This window comes from Microbispora sitophila, assembly GCF_014892245.1.
GTDB lineage: Bacteria > Actinomycetota > Actinomycetes > Streptosporangiales > Streptosporangiaceae > Microbispora > Microbispora siamensis.
Genome location: NZ_JADBGC010000006.1, coordinates 199,562 through 225,970, shown reverse-complemented (window position 1 = coordinate 225,970; position 26,409 = coordinate 199,562). Strand labels below are relative to the sequence as shown.

The 26,409-nt window shown below is 71.6% G+C and carries 23 protein-coding genes; 13 read left to right on the top strand and 10 right to left on the bottom strand.

Annotated features, from left to right (window positions below):
* Window positions 1-2: 2 nt before the first annotated feature.
* Window positions 3-686, top strand: a complete 684-nt coding sequence (locus tag IL992_RS13160; RefSeq protein ID WP_193203623.1) for a M15 family metallopeptidase — start codon at window positions 3-5, stop codon at window positions 684-686.
* A 4-nt stretch (window positions 687-690) separates the two neighbouring features.
* Here the strand turns inward: IL992_RS13160 and IL992_RS13155 are convergent, their stop codons facing one another.
* On the bottom strand, window positions 691-1,737 hold the full coding sequence (locus IL992_RS13155; RefSeq protein WP_193203622.1) for a helix-turn-helix domain-containing protein: 1,047 nt from the start codon (window positions 1,735-1,737) through the stop codon (window positions 691-693).
* 85 nt (window positions 1,738-1,822) lie between these two features.
* Between IL992_RS13155 and IL992_RS13150 the strand changes: the two genes are divergently transcribed.
* Window positions 1,823-3,139 (top strand): MFS transporter, encoded by a 1,317-nt coding sequence (locus IL992_RS13150; RefSeq protein WP_193203621.1) that lies wholly within the window; start codon window positions 1,823-1,825, stop codon window positions 3,137-3,139.
* Here IL992_RS13150 and IL992_RS13145 read toward each other — a convergent pair.
* Window positions 3,068-8,272, bottom strand: coding sequence for an Lhr family helicase (locus IL992_RS13145; RefSeq protein ID WP_404804750.1), 5,205 nt, complete (start codon window positions 8,270-8,272; stop codon window positions 3,068-3,070). The two genes, IL992_RS13150 and IL992_RS13145, sit on opposite strands and share 72 nt — an antisense overlap.
* Window positions 8,273-8,456: 184 nt before the next feature.
* Here IL992_RS13145 and IL992_RS13140 point away from each other — a divergent pair, with 184 nt between their 5' ends.
* The 6 genes from IL992_RS13140 to IL992_RS13115 all read left to right on the top strand — a co-directional run bounded on the left by IL992_RS13140 (window position 8,457) and on the right by IL992_RS13115 (window position 12,114).
* A complete protein-coding gene (locus IL992_RS13140) occupies window positions 8,457-8,945 on the top strand; it encodes a VOC family protein (protein WP_193203619.1) in 489 nt (162 codons plus the stop codon).
* 81 nt (window positions 8,946-9,026) lie between these two features.
* A complete protein-coding gene (locus IL992_RS13135; RefSeq protein ID WP_193203618.1) occupies window positions 9,027-9,221 on the top strand; it encodes a DUF3046 domain-containing protein in 195 nt (64 codons plus the stop codon).
* 203 nt (window positions 9,222-9,424) lie between these two features.
* Complete coding sequence (locus IL992_RS13130; RefSeq protein WP_193203617.1) at window positions 9,425-9,856, top strand: hypothetical protein; 432 nt, start codon at window positions 9,425-9,427, stop codon at window positions 9,854-9,856.
* Entirely contained in the window at window positions 9,853-10,161 is a 309-nt protein-coding gene (locus IL992_RS13125) for a winged helix-turn-helix domain-containing protein (RefSeq protein WP_193203616.1), read from the top strand. The genes IL992_RS13130 and IL992_RS13125 overlap by 4 nt, the downstream gene beginning before the upstream one ends.
* Window positions 10,154-11,032, top strand: coding sequence for an ABC transporter ATP-binding protein (locus IL992_RS13120; RefSeq protein ID WP_193203615.1), 879 nt, complete (start codon window positions 10,154-10,156; stop codon window positions 11,030-11,032). Before IL992_RS13125 ends, IL992_RS13120 begins: the two co-directional genes overlap by 8 nt.
* On the top strand, window positions 11,029-12,114 hold the full coding sequence (locus IL992_RS13115) for an ABC transporter permease (protein WP_193203614.1): 1,086 nt from the start codon (window positions 11,029-11,031) through the stop codon (window positions 12,112-12,114). The genes IL992_RS13120 and IL992_RS13115 overlap by 4 nt, the downstream gene beginning before the upstream one ends.
* Before the next feature lie 23 nt (window positions 12,115-12,137).
* Here IL992_RS13115 and IL992_RS13110 read toward each other — a convergent pair whose 3' ends face one another.
* Window positions 12,138-12,413, bottom strand: a complete 276-nt coding sequence (locus IL992_RS13110) for a hypothetical protein (RefSeq protein WP_193203613.1) — start codon at window positions 12,411-12,413, stop codon at window positions 12,138-12,140.
* A gap of 330 nt (window positions 12,414-12,743) precedes the next feature.
* Between IL992_RS13110 and recA the strand changes: the two genes are divergently transcribed.
* The 3 genes from recA to rny all read left to right on the top strand — a co-directional run bounded on the left by recA (window position 12,744) and on the right by rny (window position 16,751).
* Window positions 12,744-13,844 carry a recombinase RecA gene (gene recA / locus IL992_RS13105; RefSeq protein ID WP_193203612.1) on the top strand — a complete coding sequence of 367 codons (1,101 nt, stop codon included), beginning with the start codon at window positions 12,744-12,746 and terminating at the stop codon, window positions 13,842-13,844.
* A gap of 8 nt (window positions 13,845-13,852) precedes the next feature.
* A complete protein-coding gene (locus tag IL992_RS48915; protein WP_193203611.1) occupies window positions 13,853-14,848 on the top strand; it encodes a regulatory protein RecX in 996 nt (331 codons plus the stop codon).
* A 280-nt stretch (window positions 14,849-15,128) separates the two neighbouring features.
* Window positions 15,129-16,751: a ribonuclease Y gene (gene rny / locus IL992_RS13095; RefSeq protein WP_193203610.1), complete on the top strand. Its 1,623-nt coding sequence runs from the start codon at window positions 15,129-15,131 to the stop codon at window positions 16,749-16,751.
* Between the two features lie 90 nt (window positions 16,752-16,841).
* Here rny and IL992_RS13090 read toward each other — a convergent pair whose 3' ends face one another.
* On the bottom strand, window positions 16,842-18,557 hold the full coding sequence (locus IL992_RS13090) for an LVIVD repeat-containing protein (RefSeq protein ID WP_193203609.1): 1,716 nt from the start codon (window positions 18,555-18,557) through the stop codon (window positions 16,842-16,844).
* Between the two features lie 289 nt (window positions 18,558-18,846).
* On the opposite strand from IL992_RS13090, the gene IL992_RS13085 reads away from it, so the two are divergent.
* Entirely contained in the window at window positions 18,847-19,506 is a 660-nt protein-coding gene (locus IL992_RS13085; RefSeq protein ID WP_193203608.1) for a DUF305 domain-containing protein, read from the top strand.
* Window positions 19,507-19,516: 10 nt separating this feature from the next.
* On the opposite strand, the gene IL992_RS13080 is transcribed toward IL992_RS13085, so the two are convergent.
* The 6 genes from IL992_RS13080 to IL992_RS13055 form a co-directional block, all read right to left on the bottom strand.
* Window positions 19,517-21,505: a S9 family peptidase gene (locus IL992_RS13080; RefSeq protein ID WP_193203607.1), complete on the bottom strand. Its 1,989-nt coding sequence runs from the start codon at window positions 21,503-21,505 to the stop codon at window positions 19,517-19,519.
* A gap of 53 nt (window positions 21,506-21,558) precedes the next feature.
* Window positions 21,559-22,296: a transporter substrate-binding domain-containing protein gene (locus tag IL992_RS13075; RefSeq protein ID WP_193203606.1), complete on the bottom strand. Its 738-nt coding sequence runs from the start codon at window positions 22,294-22,296 to the stop codon at window positions 21,559-21,561.
* Window positions 22,297-22,375: 79 nt separating this feature from the next.
* Window positions 22,376-23,254, bottom strand: a complete 879-nt coding sequence (locus tag IL992_RS13070; protein ID WP_193203605.1) for an amino acid ABC transporter permease — start codon at window positions 23,252-23,254, stop codon at window positions 22,376-22,378.
* On the bottom strand, window positions 23,251-23,922 hold the full coding sequence (locus IL992_RS13065) for an amino acid ABC transporter permease (protein WP_079312030.1): 672 nt from the start codon (window positions 23,920-23,922) through the stop codon (window positions 23,251-23,253). The genes IL992_RS13070 and IL992_RS13065 overlap by 4 nt, the downstream gene beginning before the upstream one ends.
* A gap of 33 nt (window positions 23,923-23,955) precedes the next feature.
* The gene (locus IL992_RS13060) at window positions 23,956-24,789 is read right to left on the bottom strand and encodes a glutamate ABC transporter substrate-binding protein (protein ID WP_193203604.1); all 834 of its coding nucleotides are present in this window, start codon (window positions 24,787-24,789) and stop codon (window positions 23,956-23,958) included.
* A 44-nt stretch (window positions 24,790-24,833) separates the two neighbouring features.
* Window positions 24,834-25,589: an amino acid ABC transporter ATP-binding protein gene (locus IL992_RS13055; protein WP_193203603.1), complete on the bottom strand. Its 756-nt coding sequence runs from the start codon at window positions 25,587-25,589 to the stop codon at window positions 24,834-24,836.
* A gap of 221 nt (window positions 25,590-25,810) precedes the next feature.
* Here IL992_RS13055 and IL992_RS13050 point away from each other — a divergent pair, with 221 nt between their 5' ends.
* The gene (locus IL992_RS13050; protein WP_193203602.1) at window positions 25,811-26,407 is read left to right on the top strand and encodes a hypothetical protein; all 597 of its coding nucleotides are present in this window, start codon (window positions 25,811-25,813) and stop codon (window positions 26,405-26,407) included.
* The last annotated feature ends 2 nt before the right edge of the window (window positions 26,408-26,409 follow it).

The following is a 26,409-nucleotide window of genomic DNA, read 5'->3' as shown; positions in this document are numbered from 1 at the left end:
TCATGCCCGACTCTTCGCATGATCGCTCCGCCCTACCCGGCCTCGCCGAGGGCCCGGTGCTCATCTCCGATCCCCGCGTGACCTCGATCGGCGTGAACGAGTGCGGGGAGAAGCTGAGCGACGTACGGGGGCGGCTGCGGGTGGACGGGCGGCTCGCCGATCCCGCCGGGGCCTACGCCCACCTGCGTGAGGGCCTGCTCGCCCGCTTGGAGGAGGCCCAGGAGCGCCTGCCCGCCGGGTGCAACCTGGTCGTGGTCGAGGGCTACCGCCCGCCGGCGCTGCAGACGAGGTATTTCGAGGAGTACAAGGACGAGTTGCGTGCGGCGTTCCCCCACATGTCGGGCGCGGAGCTGCACGTCGCCGCGAGCCGGTACGTCTCGCCGATCGAGGTGGCCCCGCATACGGCGGGCGCGGCCGTCGACCTCACGCTGTGCGGCGACGACGGGGTGGAGCTCGACATGGGGACTGCGGTCAACGCCACCCCCGAGCAGAGCGGCGGCGCGTGCTACACCGCCGCCCCGGTGGGAGCCGAGGCGCGGCGCAACCGCGACGTCCTGCGCGCCGCCCTGGAGGCGGCCGGGCTGGTCAACTACCCGACCGAGTGGTGGCACTGGTCGTACGGCGACCGCTACTGGGCCATGACCCGCCGCGCCCCCGCCGCCATCTACGGCCCCGTCGAGCTGTAGGAATTCACGCACCCACCGGTGCTTCGGGGCGTCCCGGCGAAGCGAGCGCGCCCGTGGGCACGGTGCGCCCGGGCCGGCTGTGAAACGTCCGGCGGTATTCCACCGGGGTCACGCCGACCGACCTGGTGAAGTGGTGCCGCAGATTCCCGGCCGTGCCCATGCCGCACAACCGGCTGACCCGCTCGATCGGCAGATCGGTCGTCTCCAGGAGGTGCCGGGCCCGCGCGAGGCGCTGGGCGTGCAGCCATCGCAGCGGGGTGGTGCCGGTGGCCGCGTGGAACCGCCGGACCAGCGTGCGCGTGCTGACCGACGCCCACGCGGCCATCTGCGCGACGGTGAGCTGCTGGTGCAGGTGCTCGAGCGCCCACTGGAGGACGGGGGCCAGCCCGTCCTCGCCGGAACGGGGCACCGGAGCCTCGATGTACTGCGCCTGCCCGCCGGGCCGATGAGCGGGTACGACCATGCGCCGGGCGACCTGGTTGGCGATCTCGGCGCCGAGGTCGGTCCGGACGAGGTGCAGGCACAGGTCGATTCCCGCGCTGCGTCCTGCGCTGGTGAGCACGTCGCCCTCGTCCACGTAGAGGACGGCGGGGTCGACCTGCACCCGGGGATGACGCGCGCTGAGAATGCCGGTGTACATCCAGTGCGTGGTGGCCCGCCGCTCGTCCAGGAGGCCCGCCGCGGCCAGGACGAAGGCGCCCGTGCACAGCGAGACGATCCGGGCGCCGTTCGCGTGCGCCGCCCGCAGCGCTTCCGGCAGCCCCGAGTCGTCCATGCGGGCCGTGTCGCCCGCGAGCACGGCGTCGGCCGGGATCGCGGGGACCACCACGGTGTCGGCGGTGGCGAGGGTGTGGAAATCGTAGGGTGTGTGCAGCGCGAACCCGTTCTGCGTACGTGTCGTCCCGGGGTGGGCGGCGCACAGCCGCAGCTCGTACCAGGGATCGGCGAGTTCGCTGCGGTCGGTTCCGAAGATCTCACAGGCGATGGACAGCTCGAACATCGGCATGCCCGCGGTGACGGCGAGGGCCACGATGCCGGGAACGGCTCTCATACGCTCACCATAGCGGCAGGATTTTGACGGACAGCGGCAGTTCTGCCACTCGTGCGCGCGCGGCGCCCCGGTCAGGCTGATGAGTGTGAACAACGCGACTTCCACTGCTCCGGCCACGAGACGGCCGACGTCCGGGCAGGCGTTCGCTCTGACGGCGGGGGTCATCGGGCTCTGCCTCGCCGCGTCGGCCGTGCCGTCTCCGCTGTACAGGCTGTACGCGGTCCGGTGGCACCTGCCGGCCTCCACCGTGACCCTGATCTACGCGACGTACTGCCTCGGGGTGCTGGCCTCGCTGCTGGCCTTCGGCCGGATCTCCGACACCTGGGGCCGCCGGCCGGTCATCGTGACGGGCCTGGCCGGCCTGCTCGCCTCGATGGGCCTGTTCGTGTACGCGTCCGGCGCGGCCTGGCTGTTCGCCGCCCGCGCGGTTCAGGGGCTGGCCACCGGCATCGCGATCAGCGCGTCCGGCGCGGCCCTGCTCGAGTTGCGCCAGGGCCGGGATCCGGCCACGGCCAGTCTCTACAACGTCGTCGCCAGCGCCCTGGGCGTCGGGGCCGGCGGCCTGCTCGGCGCGGTGCTCCTGCAGTTCGCGCCGGGACCGCTGGTCACCCCGTTCGTCGTGCTCGCCGTGCTGGTCGTCGTCCTGCTCCTGGGCATGACGGCGGTCCCCGAGACCGTGTCACGGGAATCACGCCCCGGGTTCCGGGTCGCGGCCCCGGGCGTGCCACGGCAGATCCGCGCGCCGTTCGTCCTCGCGGGCCTCGCGATCACCTGCGCCTGGTCGATCATCGGCATCTACCTGGGACTCGCCGGGACGCTGGCCCCCGCTCTTCTCCACACCACGAGCCCGCTCGCGGCCGGACTGGCCATCCTGGCGCTGGGGGGCGCGTCGGCGGTGCCGCCCCTGGTCGCGCGGGCGCTGCCCCCGGCCGTCCAGATTGCCTGCGGGACGCTCGCGCTCATCGGCGGCATCGCGTCGATGGCGTGGTCGCTGTCCGCCGACAGCGCTGTGTTGTTCGTCGCGGCCAGCGTGGTGATCGGTATCGGCGTCGGCTTCGCGATGTTCGGCTCACTGCGCACCGTCGGCGCCGCCGCGCCGCCGGGCGGCCGGGCTCAGGTCATGGCCGCCTTCTACATCGTCGCCTACGGCGCGATCTCGCTGCCCGCCGTCGCCGCGGGGTTCGTCGTGCACCGGCTGGGAGCGGCGGCGACATTCCAGATCTTCGGCGCGGGCATCGTCGTCGTCTCCGTCGGCACCCTGCCGCTGGCCGTGGCGCGGCACCGTGCCATGAAGCGGGCCGCGGGCGTGACCACGTCGGCCGGCCTTCGGTCAACTGCGGATCCGCAGGCCACGGGGAGTGGGGTGGAACCCGGCGGCTTCCAGGGCCTCCGCCAGGGGTGAGTCGGTGATGGCGGTGCCGTCGGCCCGCTCGACCGTCAGCTTCCCCAGGGCTCCCCGCTTGACGGCGACCGCCAGGGCCTGCACGGCCGGCCGCAGGTCCTCCTCGGGCCCGGACGAGAGCAGGGTCTTCCCGCCGCGCTCCACATAGAGGATCAGCGCGCCCTCCACCAGCACCACCAGTGCGCCGGCCTTGCGGCCCGGCTTGTGGGTCACGTCGTCTGTGCGCTCCGGCCAGGGCAGGGCCGCGCCGTACGGGTTGGCCGGGTCGGTCGCCGCGAGCACGACCGCACGGCGGGGCGGCGGCGGGGCGGGGATCGACCACAGGTCCTCGGCCGGAGCGGGACGCGTGGAGGACATGGCGCGCATGCGGTCGACCGCGCCCGGCAGGGCGAACTGGGCGCCGCCCAGACCTTCGACGAAGTAGCCCCGGCGGCACCGGCCGCTCTCCTCGAACGCGCGCAGCACCTGGTAGACGCCGGAGAACCCGCCGGGCAGGCGCTCGGCCGTGATGCCGCCCCGCGTCAGCACGCCGTGCCGCTCCAGCAGGACTTCGGCCTGCGCGTGGGCCCGCTGGGTGGCGTCGGCCGACGGCGGGGGCAGCAGCCACCATCGGCCGCTCACGGTCGGCGGCCCGCTTCTCGTCGGCAGCACCGCCCGGCGGCGCCTGGTCGCCGACGGCCGGTGGGCGGGTCGCCCGGTGCCCAGCGTCGAGCGAAGCGGGGCGAGCGTGTCGCCGGTGACCCGGCCCGCCCAGACGAGGTCCCACAGGGCCGCCGCGAGCGTCGTGTCGTCCGGCACCGCGCTCGCACGCGCGACACCGCCCATCCCATCCGGCTCCATCTCGACGCGGCCGAGGATTCTGGCCCGGCGGGCCGAGGCGGCGTCCGGGCCGGACAGGGGCGGCACCTGGTCGCCGAGCGCCGCCGCCGCGATCCGGTTGGACAGCTCGCGGAAGAACAACGCGCCGCCCCCGCTCAGGATCTCCAGGATCTGCTCGTGCAGCGGAGTCATGGTGATCTCCGACGGCGCGGGGAGCAGCAGGGGTGCGGTGTCGGCGAAGTAGAGACCGACCCACCCGTCGCCTCCGGGCAGGGAACCCTGGCCCACCCAGACGACCTCCCCGGACGAGGTCAGCTCGTCGAGCAGGGCGGGGGAGTATCCGGGCACTCGCGCGGGGAGCACCAGCGACTCCAACGCGGAAGCAGGGATGGCCGCTCCCTGCAATCGTTCGATCGCCGTGATCAGAGCGTCCATGGCCCGCGCCGAGCCCTGGCCCTCCTGCCGCACCGGACCCGCGTGCCACCCCTCGTGCCGCGCGGGATCCTCCTGCCACGCCGGGCGCTGCCCGCCCCGGCCGCTGGGTGTCTCCAGGCCCGGCCCTGTGCCGAAGCCGCCGCTCTGTGCACGGAAGTCGTTCTGGACGCCGGGCCCTGCGAGTCCGGTTCGGCCGCCGTTGCCGCCCGGTCCGCCGCCGGTCGGCGTGAGGCTCTGTGGGACGATGCCGTGCCAGGCGGGCAGGAACGCCGCCAGCGTCTCCGGGGGGACCGGTTCGACCTCCTTGCGGAGCCGCGCCAGCGACCGGCGCCGCAGCAGCCGCAGCACCCCGGCGTCGCACCACTCCTCGCCCCGGCCTCCGGGGCGGAACTCTCCGGCGACCACCCTGCCCGCCGCCGCGAGACGGCGCAGCGCCTCGTCCACCACCGCGACGCCTACGCCGAAGCGCCCCGCGGCCGTTCCGGAGGAGAACGGCCCGCGGGTGCGGGCGTGACGCGCGACCAGGTCGCCGAGCGGATCGGGGGCGGCGGCCCGGCCCGGGCCGCCGGGCCCACCGGCGAGGGGCGCTTCGAGGAACTCGTGCGGGACGCCCACCGGCAACGGCACCCCGAGCGCGTCGCGCAGGCGCCAGGCGTCCTCCACCGCGGCCCATTGCTCGTGGCCCGCCACGCGTACCCGGATGGCCCGGCGCGCCCGTTCCAGGTCGGCGAGCCACGCGGGATCTCCCTCGCGGATCGAGACGTCCTGGGCGAGCAGCGGACCGTGCGAGCGCAGCAGGTCGGCGAGGTCCTCGGCGTCACGCAACGGCCTGTCCAGCCGCGCCAGCTCCCGCTCGGTCTCGGCGACGACATCCGGGTCGAGCAGCTCCCGCAGGTCGGCCTGCCCCATGAGCTCGGCGAGGAGCGCGGTGTCGAGGGCGAGCGCCTGCGCCCGCCGCTCGGCCAGCGGCGCGTCACCCTCGTACATGAACGCGCCGATGTAGTTGAACAGCAGCGACGCCGCGAACGGGGACGCCTGGGAGGTCTCCACCTCGACCACCCGCACCCGGCGGGCGGCGACGTCCCGCATGAGCTCCACCAGGCCCGGCACGTCGAAGACGTCCTGCAGGCACTCGCGCATCGTCTCCAGCACCACCGGGAACCCGGCGTACTTGCTCGCGACGCCGAGCAGGTGGGCCGCCCGCTGGCGCTGCTGCCACAGGGGGCTGCGCCTGCCGGGCGAGCGACGCGGCAGCAGGAGGGCGCGTCCGGCACATTCCCGGAACCGGGCGGCGAACAGGGCGGAGCCCCCCAGCTCCTCGACGACGACCTGCTCGATCTCCTCGGCGTCGAACACCGCGACGTCGGTCGGCGCCTCCTCGAAGGTGTCGGGCACGCGCAGCACGATGCCGTCGTCGGAGTGGACGGCCTGGACGTCGACGCCGTACCGCTCGCGCAGCCGGCGCCCGATGGCGAGCGCCCAGGGAGCGTGGACCCGCGCGCCGAAGGGGGAGTGGATCACCACGCGCCAGTCGCCCAGCTCGTCGCGGAACCGCTCGACCACGAGCGTGCGGTCGTCGGGCACATAGCCCGTCGCCTCCCGCTGCTCGGTCAGGTAGGCGAGCAGGTTGCCGACGGCGTAGTCGTCGAGCCCCGCCGCGCGGATCCGCTCACGCGCCGACGCCGGGTCACCCCGGCCGCCCGCCCCGGCGGCCGACAGCTCGCGGAGGAACGCGCCGATCGCCCGGCCCAGCTCGGCGGGCCGCCCCGGCGCGTCTCCGTGCCAGAACGGCAGCTTGCCCGGCTGCCCGGGGGCGGGGGAGACCAGGACCCGGTCGGCGGTGATGTCCTCGATCCGCCACGAGGTCGCGCCCAGCACGAACACGTCGCCGACGCGGGACTCGTAGACCATCTCCTCGTCCAGCTCGCCCACGCGCGACGCCTTATCGCCCACCAGGAACACGCCGAACAGCCCGCGGTCGGGGATGGTGCCCCCGTTCGTCACCGCCAGGCGCTGGGCCCCGGGACGGCCCTGAAGGGTGCCCGTGACCCGGTCCCACACGACGCGCGGACGCAGTTCGCCGAACTCCTCGCTCGGGTAGCGCCCGGCGAGCATGTCGAGCGTCGCCTCCAGCGCGCTGCGCGGCAGCGTGGCGTAGGGTGCGGCCCGGCGAACCACCGCCTCCAGCGAGTCGACCGTCCACTCGTCGAGCGCGGTCATCGCGACGATCTGCTGGGCCAGCACGTCGAGGGGGTTGCGCGGATAGCGGATCTCCTCGATCTGGCCCGTTCGCATGCGTTCGGCCACGACGGCCGTCTGGACCAGGTCGCCCCGATACTTGGGAAAGATCACGCCTCGGGACACGGCCCCGACCTGGTGCCCGGCGCGGCCGATGCGCTGCAGGCCGCTCGCCACGCTGGGCGGCGCCTCGACACAGGCCACCAGGTCCACCGACCCCATGTCGATGCCCAGCTCCAGGCTGGAGGTGGCGACAACCGCGGGCAGGCGGCCCGACTTCAGCGCCTCCTCGATCTGGGACCGCTCCTCCTTGGAGACGGAGCCGTGATGCGCCCGCACCACCTCGGGGATCGCGCCGCCAGAGGCCCCCGCCTGGGCCATCATCTCGGACGGCATGGCCGCCGGTCCGGTCCGCCGGGCATCCCCGCCCTGGGCGTCAGGTCCTTCGCGCCGGTCCGACCATTGCGCGTGCAACTCCTCGAAGGCATCCGACCAGTGGGCCGGATCTCCCAGGCCCGGGCTCGGATCCTCGCCCAGCGCGGGAGCGGTCCGCCGTTCCCAGGCGAGCTCGTTGAGCCGGGTGCACAGGCGCTCCGACAGACGCCGTGAGTTGGCGAAGACGATCGTGGACCGATGGGCCTCGATCAGGTCGAGAAGGTGCTCCTCGACATGCGGCCAGATGCTCCTCCGGTGCTCCGGCGACTCGCCGTCAGCGCCGGGCGGAGGCGGCGCCAGCTCGGTCATGTCCTCCACCGGCACCACGACGTCGACCTCAATGACCTTCTCGGAGGGCGGCTGCACGACCGTGGCCAGGCGGGACCCGCCGAGGAACGTCGCCACCTCCTCGACCGGCCGTACGGTCGCCGACAGCCCGATGCGCTGGGCCGGAGCGGGCAGGAGGGCGTCGAGCCGCTCCAGCGTCAGCGCGAGATGCGCGCCGCGCTTGGTTCCCGCGACGGCGTGCACCTCGTCCACGATCACGGTCTCGACGCCGCGCAGCGCCTCGCGCGCCTGCGAGGTGAGGATCAGGAACAGGGACTCGGGCGTAGTGATCAGGATGTCGGAGGGCCGGGCGGCGAAACGGCGCCGATCCTCGGCCGCGGTGTCTCCGGAGCGGATCGCCACCGAGATATCGGGGGCGGGCAGGCCCATCCGCAGCGCCGTCTGCCGGATGCCCGTGAGCGGGGCCCGCAGGTTCCGCTCGACGTCCACCGCGAGGGCCTTCAGGGGGGAGACGTACACGACCCGGCAGGGCCGGGGCGGCTCCCCGTCGTCCTTCCGGCCGCGTCGCGTGCCGCGGCGGCCGCCGGGCCGCTCGCCATGCCGCCCCGCCACAGAACCGCTGAGCCGTTCGCTGTGCCGTCCCGCCCCGGGCCCGCCGTCCCGCTCCTCCAGCGCCGCCACGGTGCCCGGGGAGGCCGGGCCCGCCGTGTGCTCGACGGCGAGGCGGTCGATGGCCCACAGGAAGGCCGCGAGCGTCTTGCCGGACCCGGTGGGAGCGACCACGAGCGTGTTCTCGCCCCGCGCGATCGACGACCACGCGCCCTCCTGCGCGGTGGTCGGCGTCGCGAAGGCGCCGGTGAACCACTCCCTGGTCACCGGACTGAAGCCGTCGAGCGCACCCACCTGCCCATCATGCATCGCCCCACCGACAGAAAACGCCGCGCCGCCATCCCGTCACCAGGCTCCCCAGGCCCGCCAGGCCCGCGAGTCGCGGCACGAGGCGCTGCGGGCGGAACTCGTGGAGCGGGTCAGCCGGCGAAGACGGCTGCTCGCCTGACCCCGGATGGCATGAGATGCCGCCATCGGGACAATCTTCCTCAGTATGGAAATCGACTACGCGGCCATCGAGGCGGAGCGCGCGCGGATCCGCGAGCGCTACCTGAGCGAGCGCCGTGCCGCCAGCAGCGCGAGGGGCCTGCACCACTTCGCGCTGATCTCGTCCGACGTCGAGCGGACGATCCGCTTCTACCACGAGCTCCTCGAGTTCCCGCTGACCGAGATATTCGAGAACCGCGACTACCGCGGGTCCAACCACTTCTTCTTCGACATCGGCAACGGCAACCTGCTGGCGTTCTTCGACCTCCCCGGCCTCGACCTGGAGCCGTACAAGGAGGTCCTCGGCGGGCTCCACCACATCGCGATCTCCGTGGAGCGGGCGACCTGGGAGCGCCTGCGCGGCAAGCTCGACGCCGCCGGTGTGCCCTACCAGATGGAGAGCGGCAGCTCGATCTACTTCCAGGACCCGGACGGCGCCCGCCTGGAACTGCTCGCGGACCCGCTCGGCGAGATGTACGGCACCCGCGTCATGTGACGCCATCTCCTGCCGGTGGGGAAGCGATGGCCGCGCCGCGGCCGGGACGGGTCATCCGGGCCGCGGCGTCATACTGAACGCATGCGCCTCACAGACTTCTGGAACAGGATGCGCCGCCACTTCGGCGAGGCGTACGCGGAGTCGTGGGCGAAGGACTACGTGATCGCCGGGCTCGGCGGGCGCACGGTCGAGCAGGCCCTCTCCGAGGGCGTGGCGGCCAAGCAGGTCTGGCAGGCCGTCTGCCAGGAGGTCGATGTGGACCCCAGGCTGCGCTGACCCCTCTCCCGCCTACCGGCAGACCGCGCCCGCGGCCACCGCTCGGTGGCGGTTCCCGACGACTCCACTCCGTGACCGCGGCGGTGTGATCCCGTCACGTGCCGCTCCGTCCGTTACCCATGCCTTTCGTTGTCTACGGCTACGACTTGAACGCCGGTTGAGTGCTTGCTAGCGTGTTCAGCAGATGAACACGGAGGAAGCGCATGAGCGGAGATCACTTCACTCCCGATGAGGCTCTCCAGGAGATCGGGCGTGTGGGGCGGCGGGTCCGGCATTCCTCGCGCGGGCCCGGACGGGCGTACCTGTTCGTGGGACTGGCCACGATGGTCTACTGGCCGGCGATTTTCCTTGGCGGCCACCCCTTGCCGTTGATCGCCGGGCTCGGATGGATCGTCCTGACGGTCGCCCTGTGCGTGTACTGGGCTCGGCTGCGGGTCCATGATCGGCTGATGAAGCGGATCAACGGACCGGTCTCGGCCGCGTACGTGATGACGATGACGGTGCCGTTCGTCGTCGGCGTCTGGCTGCTGCCCGAGCGGCCCACGGCGGGCTGGACGGCGGCGTTCGCCGCGCTGTCGGTGCTCGCCGGGCTGCCCCTGGTGTACGGCGGGCTCCGCGTGATGAGGAACCGATGACGGCCCACCCGCGCCACGAGCTCGACGAGATCATCCACGCGCCGGTGCGGCTGTCGATCATGGCGGCCCTGGCCGCGGCGGACAAGGCCGATTTCCGCTTCCTCCGCGACACCATCGAGGTCAGCGACTCGCTGCTCAGCAAGCACATCCTCACGCTCGAACAGGCCGGTTACGTCCGGGTCGAGAAGACCTTCGTCGGCAAGCGCGCGCGCACCTGGCTCTCGCTGACCGATAGGGGACGTGTGGCCTTCGAGACATACATGGACGTTCTGCGACGAATTGTGGAGGCAGCCCCCCGTGCTTGAGATCGACGGTCTACGCAAACGCTATGGAGACAAGACCGCCCTCGACGGGGTGGGCTTCACCGTACGGCCGGGCGAGATGTTCGGGTTCGTCGGCGCCAACGGCGCGGGCAAGACGACGACGATGCGGATCGTCATGGGCGTGCTCGACGGCGACGCCGGCGAGGTGCGCCTCGACGGCCGCCCGGTGACGTACGACGACCGCCGCACGTTCGGCTACATGCCGGAGGAGCGCGGCCTCTACCAGAAGATGAAGGTCGCCGAGCAGATCGAATACTTCGGCAGGCTCCACGGGCTCGCCCCGGCCGCCGCGCGCTCGGCCACCGCCGCCCTGGTCGAACGGCTCGGCCTGGTCGAGCGGCGCGACGACGCCGTGGAGGCGCTGTCGCTCGGCAACCAGCAGCGGGTGCAGCTCGCCGTCGCGCTCGTCCACGAGCCGGCGGTGCTGATCCTCGACGAGCCGTTCTCGGGCCTCGACCCGCTGGCGGTCGACGCGCTCGCGGAGGTGCTCAAGGACCGCGCCGCCGCGGGCGTGCCGGTGATCTTCTCCAGCCACCAGCTCGACCTGGTCGAACAGCTCTGCGACTCGGTGGGCATCATCTCGGCGGGCCGCATGGTGGCGTACGGGCCGGTCGGCGAGCTGCGCGAGCGGGAGGGCCGCGGGGTGCTGCGGGTCGTGGTCAGGGACGCCGCGCCCGGCTGGGCCGACGGCCTGCCCGGCGAGCTGACCCGCGAGGGCGACCGCGACGTCCTGCTGTGCGAGGAGGGCGACGACCAGGACATCCTGCGTACGGCGATCGGGGCGGGCAGGGTGGAGCACTTCGGTCGCAGGCAGCCGACGCTGGCCGAGATCTTCAGGGAGGCGGTGGCATGAACGGCCTGTGGCTGGTGGCCCAGCGGGAGATCCGCACGCGCGTCAGGACGAAGTCGTACCTGATCAGTCTGGCGGTCAGCGCCGTCCTGGTGGCCGCGCTGGCGTTCCTGCCCAAGGTCCTCGGCGGCGACGACACCTACGACGTGGGCGTCGTGGGCGACGCGCCCCCGGCCGCGGCCCAGCTCGCGTACTCCCGGTGGCCGGACGAGGCGGCCGCGCGGAAGGCCGTGATCGACGGCGACCTCGACGCAGCCCTGATCAACGGGGACAAGGTCCTCGCGAACGGCGAACTCGACCAGCGGCTCGGGCTGGTCCTGGAGAGCGCCCACCGCGACGCCCAGATCAAGGCGGCCGGCCTCACGATCTCGCCGCTGACGGTGGAGTCGGTCGGCGCGGACGCCCGCTACCAGGGCGTGCGCACCGGCATCGCCACGCTGATCGTGATGGTGCTGTTCTTCCTGCTCATCTACTCCTCGATGTTCGTCGCCATGGGCGTGGTGGAGGAGAAGGGCAGCCGCATCGTGGAGATCCTGCTCACCTCGGTGCGCCCCTGGCAGCTCCTGGGCGGCAAGATCGTGGGGCTGGGCTCGCTGGGCCTGGTCAACCTCGTCGTGGTCATCGCCGCCGGTCTGGCGGCGTCCTTCGCGACCGGCTTCACGGCCGACCTGCCGCCCGGGATGGGAGGCATCGTGGTCAGCGCGGTCGTCTGGTTCGTGCTGGGCTACGCCTTCTTCTCGGCGCTCGCCGCCGCCTTCGGCTCCCTGGTGTCGCGGCAGGAGGAGCTCAACACCGTCCTGACGCCGATGACCATGCTCATGATGCTCACCTATCTGACGGCCTACTTCGCCGCCGTCGAGCCGACGGGCACGGTCGCGCGCGTGCTGTCGTTCGTGCCGCCGTTCTCCTCGATGGTCATGCCCGTACGTACGGCGGCCGTCGACGTGCCGCTGGGGGAGATCCTCATCGCCGGAGCGCTCATGGTCGTGGCCGTGGTGGCCGTCCTGCTGGGCGCGGCCCGCGTCTACCGGAGGGCGGTGCTCCGCACCGGCGCGCGAGTCAAGCTGGGCGAAGTCGTTCGCTGACGGGCGGGGCGCCGCCGCGAGGATCAGGGGTGCCGGGAAAGCGTCCGACGGATCAGTTCGGCCGCACGGCCGGGGTCGTCGGCGCTCTCCTGGCCGCCCGGTGCCCACAGGAACATCCAGCCTTCCTTGGCGGGCGTCGCGAAGACGATCGTCTGCCTGCCGGTGCCCGGGTGCCATACGGACAAAACCGGATCGTCCGTGCCGAGCAGTCGCGCGGAGAGACCGTGCTCGGGGAGCCGCGCCGCGAGCGCCTCAAGGCGGGCCAGGCGCTGTCCGCTGTAGTCGCCGGTGCCCGTCACGTGGCCCCTCCAGCGGGGAGATCCAGCTTTGCTACAAGGATCGTCCCAGGTCAGCGCGCTGGCAACCATGGCAGAGTAACGCCCGGGAATGTAACGGCGCGGTCGGGACGCCGTTTGGCGGCGGGCTCGGCGGCGGTTCGGCATGTGATCGAACAGTCGTTCGGCTATATTGGACTGGTCGCCGCCGGGGTGCGCGCCGTCAGGTCGCCGGGGCGCGACAGGCTCCCGGCCCGCCTTCCGGGGCGGGCTGCGGGAAGCTCCGGAAAATGTCGGTGGCACCCCGTAGCTTTTCGGTGACCGAGCAGACGACCACCCTTCAGGGGGCACCCAATGGCAATCAACGACCGCGAGAAGGCCCTTGAGACCGCCCTCGCGCAAATCGAGCGGCAGTTCGGCAAGGGCAGCGTCATGCGTCTCGGAGACGACGCGCGTGCCCCGATCGAGGTCATCCCCACCGGTTCCATCGCTCTCGACGTCGCCCTCGGCATCGGCGGCTTCCCCCGCGGCAGGATCGTCGAGGTGTACGGCCCCGAGTCCTCCGGTAAGACGACCGTCGCCCTGCACGCCGTGGCCAACGCCCAGAGGGGCGGCGGCATCGCCGCGTTCATCGACGCCGAGCACGCCCTCGACCCCGAGTACGCCAAGAAGCTGGGCGTCGACGTCGACGCGTTGCTCGTCTCCCAGCCGGACACCGGTGAGCAGGCGCTGGAGATCGCGGACATGCTGATCCGCTCCGGCGCCGTCGACATCATCGTGATCGACTCGGTGGCGGCCCTCGTGCCGAAGGCCGAGATCGAGGGCGAGATGGGCGACAGCCACGTCGGCCTCCAGGCCCGCCTCATGTCGCAGGCCCTGCGCAAGGTCGCCGGCGCCCTGAACCAGACCCGCACGACCGCCATCTTCATCAACCAGCTCCGCGAGAAGATCGGCGTCATGTTCGGAAGCCCCGAGACCACCACGGGTGGTAAGGCGCTGAAGTTCTACGCGTCGGTGCGGCTCGACGTGCGCAGGATCGAGACGCTCAAGGACGGCACCGAGCCGGTCGGCAACCGGACCCGGGTGAAGGTCGTCAAGAACAAGATGGCCCCGCCCTTCCGCCAGGCCGACTTCGACATCCTGTACGGCATGGGCATCTCCCGCGAGGGCGGGCTGATCGACATGGGCGTCGAGCACGGGTTCGTGCGCAAGGCCGGCGCCTGGTACACGTACGAGGGCGACCAGCTCGGGCAGGGCAAGGAGAACGCCCGCAACTTCCTGAAGAACAACCCCGACATCGCCAACGAGATCGAGAAGAAGATCAAGGAGAAGCTCGGTGTCGGGCCGCGGCTCGACTCGCCGAGCGAGCCCCCCGCCGCTCCGGCGGCGCCGCCCGCCCCCACGTCCGGCCGGGGCAGCAAGGCGGCCAGCGCGCCCAAGCCGGGTGACGTCTGAGCGCAGGCATGAGGCGCGCGGAGGCCCCCGGCCCGGACGACGAGATCGGGCCGGGGCACTGGAACTCGGGACCCTGGGGGCCGGAAGAGCCGCACGGGCCGATTGAGGACGCGTCCGCGACGATCGCCGCCCTGCGCGCGGAGATTCGGCGTGCGGAGGCCGGGCGGGTGGAGACCGTGCGGGCGGAGACGGGGCGCGCGGAGACCGTGCGGGCGGAAGCGGGTTCGGAGGCCGATGTGGCCGGACGGCGCCGCCGGGGACGTGGCCGTCGGCGGGGAGACCGGGCAGGCCTGAGAGACCGGGAAGCGCTGGGAGACCAGGATGCGCTGGGAAACCGGGATGCGCTGACGGACTGGGAAGCGCTGGGAGACCGGGCGGGGCTGGGAGAGCGGGAAACGCGGACAGACCAGGAAGCCCGGAGAGGCCGGCGAGAGCGTAAGCGGTCCGGCGGGTGGCTTCCCGACGGGCCGCAGGAGGGCACCGCGGCGGGCGAGGGACCGCCGGCCGATCCCGAGGCGGTGGCGAGAGCGATCTGCCTGCGGCTACTGACGATGGCGCCCAAGACCCGGGCCCAGCTCGCGGACGCCCTGCGCAAGCGGGACGTGCCCGAGGAGGCGGCGAACGCCGTGCTGGAGCGGTTCTCCGAGGTCGGGCTCATCGACGACGAGGCGTTCGCCGCCGCGTGGGTGAGCTCCCGGCACAGCGGTCGCGGGCTCGCCCGCCGTGCGCTCGCCCAGGAGCTGCGACAGCGCGGCGTGGCCGAGGAGACGGTCAAGGACGCCGTCGGGCGGCTCGATCCGGACGAGGAGGCCGAGACCGCGCGCAGGCTGGTGGATCGGAAGCTGGCCGCCACCCGCGGGGTGGAACCGCAGGCACGGATGCGAAGATTGGTCGGCATGCTGGCCCGCAAGGGCTACTCGCCGGGACTCGCCTTCCGTGTGGTCCGAGAGGCGATCGAGGCCGAAGGCAGTCCGTCAGATGGGCTTCCGGATACCTTCGAGTGAGCCATAGCACCACACAAAAGTCACTTGACAGGGCATCTTTGCTTGCTCGTTACCTCTCTGACGCTTAATCTCGACCGCAGTGAGGAGTTACTCCGCGCAGCGCGGATTGCCATAACGGTGTACCACGACGGACGAGAGACATTGACCGGCCTTCGGGCCATATCGGTCGCCCCTCGGGGCGTCCGGGCATTGCGACGATATTTGTCCTGGTGACGCCACCGGGCGCTGCCGTGCTGCGCGTGTGACCCCTGCCAAGAGTTGTCGTGAGGGGTGAGCGCGCATGGACACGATCGTGATCGTTCTTGCGGTTGCGGTGGTGCTGCTGGCTCTCGTGATGATCGCCGCCCTCGTCATAGTCATGCGCCGCACCGGTGTCGTCACACCGCCCGGCCCCTCGACCGAGCAGCTCGCCGAGGTGAAGGCCGAGGTCAACGAGGAGCTCGAACGGGCCAGGCGCGAGGCCGAGGAGATCCGCACGAAGGCGGAGCGTGACGCGGGGGAGATTCTCAAGAAGTCGGAGACACTCGCCGAGAGCGCCGCGCTGACGCGCAAGGAGGTCGAGGAGGAGGCGCGGATCCTCAAGACGGAGCTCAAGGAGCTGCGTTCCGACCTCGAACGGCGCGAGAACCGGCTGGCCGAGCGGGAGCAGCGGCTCGACGAGGAGGCGCGCAGGCAGACCGAGCGGGCCCGCAAGCTGGCCGAGACCGAGACCGAGCTGGCCGACCGCCGCGAGGAGCTGGAGCGGGTGGCCGAGCGGCGGCAGGAGATTCTGGAGCGGGTCGCCGGCCTGACGGCCGAGCAGGCCAAGGCGGAGCTGGTCAAGGAGATCGAGAACCAAGCCAAGCGCGAGGCCGCGCTGATCGTCCGGGAGATCGAGAGCGAGGCTCGGAAGGAGGGCGAGAAGCGCGCCTGCAAGATCGTGACGCTGGCCGTGCAACGGGTCGCCACCGAGCAGACGGCCGAATCGGTGGTGAGCGTCCTCCACCTGCCCGGCGACGAGATGAAGGGCCGCATCATCGGCCGCGAGGGCCGCAACATCAGGGCCTTCGAGTCCACCACCGGGGTCAACCTGATCATCGACGACACGCCGGAGGCGGTGCTGTTGTCGTGTTTCGACCCGGTCCGGCGGGAGACGGCCAGGCTGACGCTGGAGAAGCTCGTGCTCGACGGCCGGATCCACCCCCAGCGCATCGAGGAGGCGTACGAGCGCAGCAAGGCCGAGGTGCGGGACCTGTGCGTGCGGGCGGGAGAGGACGCGCTGGTCGAGCTGGGCATCACCGAGATGCACCCCGAGCTGGTCACCCTGCTGGGCCAGCTCCGCTATCGCACCTCCTACGGCCAGAACGTGCTCAAGCACCTGATCGAGTCGGCGCACATCGCCGGGATCATGGCCTCCGAGCTGCGACTCGACCGTGACCTCGTCAAGCGCTGCGCGCTTCTGCACGACATCGGCAAGGCGCTCACCCACGAGGTCGAGGGCAGCCACGCGATGATCGGCGCGGAGATCGCCCGGCGGTACGGCGAGCACGAGGACGTCGTCCACGCCATCGAGGCGCACCACAACGAGGTGGAGGTCAGGACCGTCGAGGCGGTTCTCACCCAGGCCGCGGACGCGATCAGCGGCAGCCGCCCCGGTGCCCGGCGCGAGTCCCTGGAGGCGTACGTCAAGCGGCTGGAGCGCCTGGAGGAGATCGCCCAGTCGTACGACGGTGTGGACAAGGTCTTCGCCATGCAGGCGGGCCGGGAGATCCGGGTCATGGTCCGGCCCGAGAACGTGGACGACATCCAGGCCCAGGTCATCGCCAGGGACGTCGCCAAGCAGGTCGAGGAGGAGCTGACCTACCCCGGCCAGATCCGGATCACCGTGGTCCGCGAGTCCCGCGCCACGGAATTCGCCCGCTAGTGAAACGTCCCCAAGGGCCCCCGCCCACTGCTGGGCGGGGGCCCCGGCCGTGTGGGGACGCCCCCGGTGGGACGCCCCCTGATCAGGCGCCTAAGCCTTCAGGCTGAGCGCGTCGGCGAGGTCGTTGAGCGCCTTCGCCAGCGCCGCCTGCGCGCCGACGGAGGTGTCGAGCTGGTGGGAGACGGCCCGAAGCTGCGCCACGGCGGCCTTCTTCTGCGGACCGCTCGTGAACCGCTCGGCCCGGTCGACGAACTTCCGCACGTTGGCGGCGGTGTCGGCGGGCATGGTGTCGGTGCGCAGCGCCTGCGCGTAGTAGGCGCGCACCAGCGGGAAGCTCGCCGGCCACGTCACCCGGGGCTGGTGCTGGGTGTTGAACCGGTCGAAGGTGGCCGTGGCCGCCGCGTCGATCTCGGCCTGGTCCAGGTGCTCGCTCGGGGTCAGCGCGAACGCGTCGAACCCGCGGGCGATCTCGCTGCCGTAGACATGGCCGTTGTAGTAGTACGCGGACCAGAAACCACCGAGGAGCAGAGAGGCCGCGCTGACCGGACCTCGGTCGAAGTACGCGATCTCGTGCGGGTTGGCCGAGTCGGTGAAGTCGAACACCGAGACGCCGCCCTGATACCAGGCCTGGACCATGATGTCCCGGCCGGGCACGGGAACGAGCGACCCGTTGTGCGCGACGCAGTTCTCCTGGTTCGTCTGCGGCACCGGCAGCTTGTAGTAGCTGCGGAACTTCAGCTTGCCGTCGACGATGTCGAAGATGGCGTCCGCGCCCCACGACGGCTCGTCGGTGATCCGGCAACGCGCCCCGCTGCCGCCGCCCCACTCGTCCGTGAAGACGACCTTGGTCCCGTCGTTGTTGAACGTGGCCGAGTGCCAGTACGCGAAGTTCGGGTCCGTCACCGCGTCGAGCCGCTTGGGGTTGGCCGGGTCGGAGATGTCGATCAGGAGCCCGTTGCCCGCACACGCCCCGGCCGCGAGGCCGATCTGGGGGTAGGCCGTGATGTCGTGGCAGTGGGTGGTGACGGGCGACGGCGACCAGGCCGAGCCGGACGGATGCCGCGGGGTCTGCGGGGTGTTCTGCAGACCGTTGATCGCCCCGGTCTCCGGGTCGGTGAACAGTCGCGGCGTGGAGACGATCGCCGCGTTCTGCGGCGTGGCCACCGGCACCTTGATGACCTCGATGCGCCACTGGGCCGTGTTCGGGTCGGTCGCCGCGGTGTTGGCGCAGCCCGCGAGCTCGGAACCCGAGCGGATGCTCGCCGTGCCCTGCACGTAGACGTACACGTTGCCCGGGTCGTTCTTGCCGGTGACCAGGGTGTGCGTGTGCGAGCCGCGGCAGGTCTGGACGGCCGCCACCTGGACCGGCTTGCTGATGTCGCTGATGTCGAATACCCGGACGCCGCGGAAGCGGTCCGGATTCACGGTGCCGCTCGCGCCCTGCGTGCCGCAGTCGATCCGGCCCCGGGTCTCCTCCACCGACATGAACAGCAGGTTGCCGTACACCGACAGGTCGCCCTGGCCGCCCGGGCACACCACGGAGGTGGTCAGGACCGGGTTCGAGGGCGTGGAGACGTCGTAGATGTTGAAACCGGTGTAGTTGCCGACGAACGCGTACTTGCCGCTGAACGCCATGTCCGAGTTCGCGTACGACGAGTTGCCCGGGCTCGAGGCCTGGTAGAAGCCCTCCGGCTTGTCCCGGTGGGCCAGGAGCTCCAGCCCCTGGCTCGCCTGCTGGGCGTCCAGCCATCCGGCCCCCAGGCCGGCTCGTGGATCGGCGTCGTCCGCCATGGCCGTGGCGGGCATGAGGCCCGCCAGGACCGCCCCTGCGGCGACGACTCCGATCTTCCTTAATCCAGCACGCCCCCAACGTGCTGCCGCACGGCTGATTCTCAAGGGTCGCACCCCTCCTTTTCTGGTCTTGCCGGCGTGACCCATTGCGCGTGCGACAGATCCCGGGGCCCGGCCCAGCTCCCAAAAGATCTACGCGGCGTTTGGGGGACACTAACTGAATATGGGGCGAATGTGCTATACCCCTACACATCCTCCGGTTTGGCCGATATCCCCCCAACAGCCAAAGAAGCGAGTGCAGGCCATGATCTCCCCGACCTCGTTCCGGCAGCTTCTCGCGCTCGTGCTCGCCGCCGCCGCGATCAGCGCCTGTACGGCAGAGACTCCCGAACAGGCCACGGTGAACGTCGTGCAGCCGGGCGCGCCGGGACAGGGCAGCAAGGTCCTGCCGGCCGGCGAGGTGCCGAGCTCCGACGGCCGGAAGTACACCGACGCCGACGTGCGGTTCATGCAGGGGATGATCCGGCACCACTCCCAGGCCCTGCGCATGACCGCGCTCGTCGCCGGGCGCAGCGAGAGCAAGGATCTCCCGCGTTTCGCCAAGCGGATCGAGATCTCCCAGCAGGACGAGATCGACCAGATGGTGCGCTGGCTCAGGGCCCGGCTCCAGCAGGTGCCGAGCGTGGGCTCCGGCGCGGGGCACGACCACGGCGGCGGAGAGCTCATGCCCGGCATGCTCAGCGAGGAGCAGTTCGCCGAACTGGAGCAGGCCAAGGGGGCGCCGTTCGACCGGCTCTTCTACCAATACATGATCCAGCACCATCTGGGGGCGCTGACCATGGTGGAGCGGCTCTTCGGCGACGGGGGAGGCGAGGAGTCAGAGATCAACCAGTTCGTCACCCATGTCGACGCCGACCAGCGCATCGAGATCGACCGGATGCGCACGCTTCTCGCCGAGGCGTGACCGGTCCCGCTCACCGGAAGATCTGCAGGTAGAACGACAGCTCGGCGGCGAGGGCCGCCGCCTTGGTCTCCAGCCGCCGGAACCCGTGGGCCTCGCCTTCGAACGTCAGAAAGGTGCAGGGCACGCCGCGCGCCATCAGGCGCTCGGCGAACGCCTGCGACTGGGCCGGCGGCACGACCGGGTCGGCGAGCCCCTGCATGAGCAGCATGGGGCAGTTCACCTGGTCGGCTCGGGCCAGCGGTTCACGCTCGCCGTACCGGTTCTCGGGACCGACCAGCCACTCCACATAGCGCGACTCGAAGTCGTGGGTGGCCGCGACGAGGGGCCCGAGCGCGCTGACGCCCGCCACCGAGACGCCGCCCGCGAAGACGTCCGACGCGGCGCAGGCGGCCATGACCGTCCACCCGCCCGCGCTCGCCCCGCGTACGGCGATCCGGGCGGGGTCGGCGAGGCCCTCGGCGACCAGCCACCTCGCCGCGGCGACCACGTCCTCCACGTCGGTCACGCCCCACCGGCCGCGCAGGCGCTCCCGATAGGCCCGCCCGTATCCGCTGGATCCGCCGTAGTTCACGTCGATCACGCCGATGCCGCGGCTGGTGAAGAACGCCTTCTCCAGGCTGAGCTCGCTCGTCGCGTGCCCGGTCGGCCCGCCGTGCACGAAGACGACGTACGGCGCGCCGCCTTCGTCCGCCTGCTCCGGCGGATACAGGTACGCGTGGACGCGCATGCCGGCCCCGGCCTCGAACTCCGCGGTCCTGACCCCCGCGGTCCCGAACTCCGCGGTCGCGAACTCCACGGCACGGGGCGCCGGGAGGACGCCGGCGGGGATGTCGTCGATCTCCCGTCGCAGTTCCTCGGCGCGACCGGCGCGACCGGCGCGACCGGCGTCATCGGCGTCATCGGCGGCGTCGGCGGCGTCGATCCGGACGACCGAACGCGGCGCGCCCGCCCGGTAGCCGAGGCCGATGAGCACGTCGCCGTCCGCGTCCAGCGCGGGCGCCCACCCCTGGAAGGGGACGTCGAGGTCGGTCAGCGTGCCCGTCTCCGGGTCGAGGACGCCCAGGCGCAGGTCGCCGCGCCCGTGCAGCACGGCGAGCCGCCCGTCGCCCAGCACGGCGTACGGCAGGCCGCCGAGCTGCCACAGCGGCCCGGCGAACTCCTCCTCCGCCGGGCAGGGGGCTTCGAACGACGACCCGGAGATGTCGGCCCGGTAGAGGTTGTACCAGCCGGATCGATCGGAGACCGCGTACAGGCGCCGCTCGTCGCACCACAGCGGCGCGAGGACCGACTCGGCCGGCCCGCCCATCACCGTCCACGTGGCGCCGTCGGACAGCCGGGTGACCCGCAGTTCGGTGCCGGTCCAGGGCATGTGCGGGTGGTTCCAGCAGACGTAGGCGAGGTGCCGGCCGTCTGGGGACGGCGTGGGCGAGGCGTAGAAGTCGCTGCCGGTGACCAGCTCGGCGACCTCGCCGTCCCCGGTCGGGTCCACGGCCACGATCGAACGGGTGACCTTGGCGTCCTCGTGATGGCGTTCCCGTACGCACCACACCCGCGGGCCGCCCGGACCGTCCTGGATGCGCAGGTCGGCGTAGCGCAGCGCGCCCGGCTCGTCGGGCTCCGGCGTGACCGGGCGGGGCGGCTCCGCGGCGCCCAAGCCCGGCTCGCCGCCGGCGCGGGGCCGGGCCAGATAGAGCCGCTGGTCGGGATGGTGCGCGAAGACGATCCCGTGGCCGGGGACGACGACATAGGACCGCCCGCCGTACTCGTGGACGCGTGTGCGGGCGTCCCAGGGCGCGGGAAGCAGGTCGGTGAGGGCGCCGTCGGCGGCCCGGTGGACGACGGTACGGCGGCCGCCCTCGGCGGGGCGGTCCTCCTCCCACCACGTCTCCGCGCCCAGCACGCTCGGGAAGCCGAGCCGCAGACCGGCGCGTGCCACGTCGGTGGTGGAGATGGGCGACGGCCGTGGCGAGAACGGCCTCGGGCCAGGCGTGGGGGGCATGACCGCATCCTGCCGGAAGGGCCCGCCCCCGGGGGTGGGAATGCGGCAACGCATCAGTCGAGGGACGGGGGAGTGGTGTAGCGGGTGGCGAGCGCCCCGAGCTGGTCGATGACCGTGCGCTTCCAGGTGCCGTCCTCGAACATCCGGCGCAGCGCCTCCTCGACCTGGTCGCGCAGGGCGGCCGTCCCGGTGGCGATGCCGTACTTCTCGGTGGCCAGAGACCTGCCGCTGAAGCGGAACTTGCCGGGATACTGCGCCGACAGCCCGGCGAGCACGGGGGCGTCGGCCACGATCGCGTCGGTCCGGCCGGAGGCCAGCAGCGGCGCACAGGCCGCGGGCAGGTTCGCCTCGGCGAGGAAGAACTGCCGCCACCGGGTGCCGAACCTCTTCACGAGCGGCTCGGCGGACTCCCGGGTGGCGCAGACGCGCTTGCGGGCGAGGTCGCGCGGGCGGCGGATGGACAGGTCGCCGGCCCGGACGAGCACGTCGGTGCTGGTGACGAGGTAGGGGCCGGCGACATACCGGGAGCCCGGCGGGCCGGTGGCGCCGACGACGAGATCGGCCCGCGCGGTGTCGAGCGTGTAGACGACCTGGTCGTCGCGGTAGCCGAGCGCCCGGGCGACGTACTGCGCGACCTCGATGTCGAAGCCGCTGTAGCGCCCGTCGGGGAGCCGGGTGACCAGGCCCGGCTGCCCGGGACGCACGCCGATCACCAGCGTGCCGTCGTTCCCGCACCCGCCGGTCAGGAACGCGGCCGCCAGGACGCCGACCACGGCAACGCCACGCCACACGCGCTCAATATCGAGGTCGCGTGCGTCCCCTGGCCAGCAGCGACACGGCAAAGCTGCCTTTACCCGCGAGCTCTGCAGGTCAGCGCGTCAGCGCGACCTCGCCGCCCGCGGCCGCCTCGGCGGCGGCCGGGTCGGCCGCGACCTTGCGGCTACGCCTGCTGCGCCGTTCCAGCCACGTGGCGAGATAGCCCAGCGCCAGGTTGATCGCGATGTAGACCGCCGCGATGACGATGACCGAGGGGATCAGGTTGGCGTAGTTGGCCGGCACCACGCGGGCGCCCGCGTTCAGCAGGTCGGCGTACGCCACGACGAACCCGAGCGCGGTGTCCTTGAGCAGCACCACGAGCTGGCTGACGATCGCGGGCATCATCGCGGTGACCGCCTGCGGCAGCAGGATCAGCCGCATCACCTGGTTCTTGCGCAGGCCGATGGCGGATCCCGCCTCGGCCTGGCCGCGCGGCACGGCGAGGATGCCCGCGCGCACGATCTCGGCCAGGACCGACCCGTTGTAGACCGTGAGTCCGAAGACCACGGCCGCGAACTCGGTCACGACCAGCCCGGCCAGGCTCCCGCCGTACTGGGCGAAGAAGATCAGCATGAGCACCGGGACCGCGCGGAAGGCCTCGACGACCACCGCGGCCGGGATCCGCACCCAGCGGTGATCCGACAGGCGGGCGATGCCGAACACGGCCCCGAACAGCAGCGCGAGCACCGCGGCGACCGCGGCGGCGGCCAGCGTATTGAGCAGGCCGGGCAGGATCAGCTCGGTCCAGGTGTCGGCCCGCAGGAACGGCTGCCACAGCTTGCCGTCCCACTGGCCCTTCTCGTCGAACTTCGTCCAGACGAAGTACGCGACCAGCAGCAGGACGACGCCGAACGCGAGGGTCAGCGCGTTGTTGCGCAGTCGGGCGCGGGGGCCCGGGACGTCGTAGAGGACGCTGGCGCCGCGCCCGGTCATCGGACCACCGCCAGGCGCCGGGCCAGCCGGCCGGACAGCAGGTTCATGGGAAGGGTCAGCACGACGAACCCGGCGGCGAAGCCGAGGAAGATGGGAATGATCGCGTCTCCGTGGGCGTCGAACAGGTTCTTCATCCGCAGCGCCGCCTCCATGACGCCGATCGCGGCCGCGACCGTCGTGTTCTTGACCAGCGCGTTCAGCAGGCTCCCGAGCGGCGCGATGACCGTGCGCACCGCCTGGGGGAGGATCACCAGGCGGAGCGTCTGCAGGAACGTCAGCCCGATCGCCCGGGCCGCCTCCGCCTGCCCGAGCGGCACGGTGTTGATCCCGGACCTGACGACCTCGCACACGAAGGCGGAGGTGTAGGCGGACAACCCGATGATCGACAGCCAGAAGCTGTTGAGCGACAGGTCGTCCCGGGAGAACTGGACGTTCATCACCGTGCCCAGGCCGAGACCACAGAACACGATGATCAGTGTGAGGGGCGTGTTGCGCAGCACGTTGACGTACAGCGCGCCCGCCCCTCGCAGCACCGGCAGCGGACTGACGCGCATGGCCGCCAGCACGATCCCCCAGACCAGCGAGATCACCCCGCTGACCACCGTGAGCTTCACCGTCAGCCAGAACGCGCCGAGGATGACGGGAAGCTCGTCGACGACGGCCTCCACCGCCGGCCTCCTTCCAGTGCCGCTATCGGAGCTCTAGTACCTCTCGACGGACGGCGGCGAGGTGAAGTACTTGCCGAACTCGCCGAGGTTGGCGTCGAGGGCCTTGCGCCAGCTGCCGTCCTTGAAGAACTTCTCGATCGCGTTGTTGATCGCGTCGCGGCCGGCCTTGTCGTCCATCTTGATGCCGATGCCGTACTTCTCCTCGCTGAACGGCTGGCCGATCAGCTTGAACTTGCCGGGGAACTGGGCGGCGAACCCGGCGAGGATCGTCGCGTCCGTGGAGATCGCGTCGACCTGCTTGTTCTCCAGCAGCGGCAGGCACGCGCCGTACCCCTGCTGCTGGGTGAGGTTCTTGGACTCCCACTCCGCACCGAACTTCTCGGCGAGCCGCTTCGGCGACGACGACCCCTGCGCGCCGCAGACCTTCTTGTCCTTGAGGGAGTCGACCCCGGTGATCGAGGTGTCGTCGGCGCGGACGAGGATGTCCTGACCGGTCACCAGGTAGGGCCCGGCGAAGGAGATCTTCTTCTTGCGCTCGTCGGTGATGGAGTAGGTCGCCACGACCATGTCCACCTGGCCCTGCTGGATGAACGGCTCACGGTTGGCCGACTGGGCCTCCTTGAACGTGATCCCGCTCTCCGGCACGCCGAGTTCCTTGGCGACGTACCTCGCCACGTCGACGTCGAACCCGCCGTAGCTGCCGTCGGGCTTCTTCAGCCCCCAGCCCGGCTGGTCGATCTTGATGCCGATCACGAGCTTCTTGTCGTTCTTGGCCTTGTCGACGATCGAGTCCGCACCGGAGTTGCCGCAGGCCGTGAGGCCGGTGGCCAGGGCGGCCAGCGCGAGCAGGCCGGCTCCGAATCGCATCCGCGTCACCTTTCGCTTCTTGTGGAGCTTGTCGTGAGCTGGGATCAGTGAGTGAGGATCTTGGAGAGGAAGTCGCGGGCGCGCTCGGTGCTCGGCTGGGTGAAGAACTCCGAGGGCGCCCCCTCCTCGACGATCTGGCCGTCGGCCATGAACACGATCCGGTTGGCCGCCCGGCGGGCGAAGCCCATCTCGTGGGTGACCACCATCATCGTCATGCCGTCCTTGGCCAGGCCGGTCATCACGTCGAGCACCTCCTGGACCATCTCGGGGTCGAGGGCCGAGGTGGGCTCGTCGAAAAGGATCATCTTGGGGTCCATGGCCAGCGCGCGGGCGATGGCCGCGCGCTGTTGCTGGCCGCCGGACAACTGGGCGGGATACTTGCCCGCCTGCGAGGCGATGCCGACCCGTTCGAGCAGCTCCATGCCCCGCTGCTCGGCCTGCTGCCGGGAAATCTTCCGCACCCTGGTCGGGCCGAGCGTGACGTTCTCCAGGATCGTCTTGTGGGAGAAGAGGTTGAAGGACTGGAACACCATCCCGACCTCGGACCGCAGGCGGGCCAGAGCCCTGCCCTCCGCGGGCAGTTCCCGGCCGTCGAAGACGATGGTCCCGGTGTCGATCGTCTCCAGGCGGTTGATCACTCGGCACAGCGTGGACTTGCCGCTGCCGGACGGGCCGATGACGACGACCACCTCGCCCCGGCCCACGCTCAGGTCGATGTCCCTGAGCACATGCAGGGGACCGAAATGCTTGTTGACTCCCTCCAGCCTGACAAGCGGGTCGGAACCACTGATCTCCGTCATGGTCAACAACGTAGGGGGGTCAAGGCTGCCGAGTCACTAACGGGCCGGTACCGAATAGATCACATCCCGGCTGCTCAGGACATCACTCCGGTTTGTCCGTACGGCCCGCCCCATGCGGCCCGGGACGCGGTCCCGGTTTGCTCCTGCCGACCTCTCATCGTGTAGGAGCGCAGATGCTGAAAAATCCGGATCTGTTTCGGAAGACCGTTGCGGGAGCGGCCATGCTGGCGTGGCCCGTCCTGCTCGGCCTGGCCTTCGTGACCTCGCCGCCGGGCACCGAGCACGATCCCGCGGTGTTCCGCGCCAGTCCTGTGCAGGTGCAGGCCAGCGCGCTGCTGTTCCAGTGGGCGACCGTCTGCCTGGTCCCGGTGATCCTCGGCCTCGCCCATCTGCTCCGCACGCGGGCGCCGCGTACGGGCAACATCGGCGCGGCCGTCGGACTGACCGGCGCGGTCACCGCCACCTGCCTGTTCATGACCGACTTCTACGACCTGGCGCTGGCGCTCACCCTTCCGGACGCCCCGGCCGCGCGGGTGACCGAGGTGGCCGGCGCGCTCGGCGGGTTCGTGTACGGCGTCCTCCTGCCGGGCTTCCTCACCCATGTGGGCCTGCTGGTGCTCCTCACGGGCCTGGCGGCGGTGCGGCGGGCTCCGTGGTGGGTCCCGGTGGCGGCGCTCGCGGGGACCTGCGGGCCGTTCATCACGATGGGGCAGCCGCCGGCCGTCCAGGCCATCGGGTCGCTGTTCCACCTCGCCGCGTACGGCGCCGTCGCGCTGAGGGTCCTGCGCATGCCGGTGGACGACTGGCGGGCCGCCTGAGC